This window comes from Eudoraea sp. (assembly GCF_049665975.1).
Taxonomy (GTDB): Bacteria; Bacteroidota; Bacteroidia; order Flavobacteriales; family Flavobacteriaceae; genus Eudoraea.
On record NZ_JBATGR010000379.1, the window covers coordinates 1 to 2588 of the forward strand.

2 protein-coding genes are annotated in these 2588 nt (G+C 37.4%); one reads left to right on the plus strand and one right to left on the minus strand.

All coding sequences use genetic code 11. From position 1 onward, the window contains the following. Positions 1-398, minus strand: a 398-nt coding sequence (locus WBN20_RS12920) for a hypothetical protein (protein ID WP_424281989.1), incomplete at its 3' end; no start/stop codon positions are given. Positions 399-669: 271 nt separating this feature from the next. Between WBN20_RS12920 and WBN20_RS12925 the strand changes: the two genes are divergently transcribed. Next, the coding region (locus WBN20_RS12925; protein ID WP_424281990.1) for a zinc-dependent metalloprotease at positions 670-2588 on the plus strand (1919 nt) is incomplete at its 3' end.

A 2588-nucleotide genomic window follows, 5' to 3' on the forward strand; every position in this document is an offset into this window, starting at 1 on the left:
GTTGGTAAATACTCTTCCGTATCAAACCCAAGCTCTGTCATTTCATCATCGATATACTCAATAGAATTTACATCAAAATAAACGCTATTAGGATCAAAGCCTTCAGGAAGGTACTCCGCTGTATCAAAACCTAAATCTGTAGAAGACTCTTCTTCAAGAAATACAATTTCAGACACTTTAATATCTTCGGGTGCTTTTACCGAAATTCTGCTTACTAGTTTAGGCGCTTTCCATATGGTTTCAGTCTCCATAGCAAGTAATGCTTGACTATTTACATCTGTTATGCTTGCATGAATACTATCTTCCGATGCAGAACAATTTGAAGTTAGTTTATTTTCTTGCGGTGTGGTGGTTGTGCCCAGCATTACCAATCCACATAATAATAATAATTTGTTCATTTTATAATTTGTTTTTTGTTGATCGTTGTTTGAATATAAGACGGTCGAAAAATTAATTTGTTACACTATTAGCTTTTATTTAACAGCTAAAACCATAACTTTTAAAGCTGGTTACCGAAATGCATATTATATTTATACTATTGATTTACAATTATTTATATCCCCTTTCTTTTGTATTCTAAAAAAAAATACGCTTATGATTTAATTAACAATAATTTCTAATATTTTTTCAGTTCTTTGGCCAATTCGTAACAAACTGTAACTCTATTAAATGACAAACAAAATTCTCCCATTATTTCTATTGGCAATATTTGCTTTAGGTATTCCAGGCAATGCTGATGCCCAAATCTTCAAAAAGAAAAAGGATAATACAGAACAAACGGAAGAAAAAACAAGTTCAAAAAAGGATAAAATACAGCCTTATTCCAAAGTTATTACCAAAGACGCCATTACAGATAAAGGGCTGTTTAATGTTCACGTTGTTGACGATAAACATCTTTATGAAATCCCCGATTCCCTTTTTAACCGAGAAATGTTGATGGTAAGTAGAATCTCTAAAACGGCATCAGGAATTGGCTTTGGAGGAGGAAAGATTAATACTCAGGTATTGCGTTGGGAAAAGAAGCCTAAAAAAGTATTATTACGGGTAGTTAGTTATAATGTAGTTGCAGACGACTCGCTCCCGGTCCATGAAGCCGTGGTAAATTCCAATTTTGAACCCGTTTTATATGCATTTGATATTAAGGCCTTCAAAAAAGATTCTCTAAATCCTGCCACTGTAATTGATGTCAATCAACTATTCATCAAGGATGTTAAAGCCATAGGCATGCCGGAGTTTTACCGTAAACGTTATAAGGTATCTAAGTTAGATGAGAGCAGGAGTTATATAGAATCATTAAAAAGCTATCCGCTAAATCTTGAGGCGAGACATGTAAAGACATACAGCGCGGCTAACCCACCTTCAAATGCGAGCCTTGGATCTATCTCCCTAGAAATCAATAACTCTATGATTCTTTTGCCAAAAACGCCTATGAAAAGACGCTATTTCGATAAACGAGTGGGCTGGTTTTCCAGAGGTCAAACAGATTACGGCCTGGAAGCACAGGAAAGTAAAACAATAAGATTCCTGGATAGGTGGCGCATGGAAGTAAAAGATGAGGATATTGAAAAGTTTAAACGAGGTGAATTGGTGGAGCCCAAAAAACCTATAGTATATTATGTTGACAGAGCTACTCCAAAAAAATGGGTGCCGTATATTAAGCAAGGTATAGAAGACTGGCAGGTTGCCTTTGAAAGCGCAGGGTTTAAAAATGCGATCCTGGCCAAAGATCCTCCATCAAAAGAAGAGGATCCGGAATGGTCACCTGAAGACGTTAGATATTCGGTGGTTAGATATTTAGCTTCTCCTATACCTAATGCTAATGGACCCCATGTTAGCGACCCTAGAAGTGGAGAAATTTTAGAATCAGATATCAACTGGTATCATAATGTTATGTCTCTCCTGCGCAATTGGTTTTTTGTTCAGACGGCTGCTATAAATGATGATGCAAGGAGTCTGGCCTTTAAAGATGAGGTTATGGGACGTCTTATACGCTTTGTTTCTTCGCATGAGGTTGGTCATACTTTAGGATTACCCCATAATATGGGGAGCAGCGTAGCATACCCGGTTGATTCATTGCGCTCCGTATCCTTTACCAAAACGTATGGAACCGCTCCATCAATTATGGACTATGCCCGTTTTAACTATGTAGCGCAACCTGGGGATGGCGATGTGGCTCTTATGCCTAATATTGGTATTTATGACAAATATGCCATCAAATGGGGCTACAAACCTATCTTAAACAAAACAGATAAGGAAGAGAAGAAAATTCTGGACAGTTGGATTATGGAACATTCCGGAGACCCGCTTTACCGTTTTGGCCACCAGCAGGCAGGTGATGTGGTTGACCCAAGTTCTCAGACAGAAGATTTGGGGGATAACGCAATAAAAGCAGGCAAATACGGGATTGAGAATTTAAAAAGGATTGTTCCAAATTTAATTAAATGGACAGAAGAAGAAGGAAAAGATTACGATGACCTGGAAAAATTATACGGTCAGGTAGTTGGGCAGTTCAACAGAGATATGGGACATGTCTCAAATAACATTGGAGGTGTTTATGAATTTTATAAGACATATGACCAGGAGGGTAA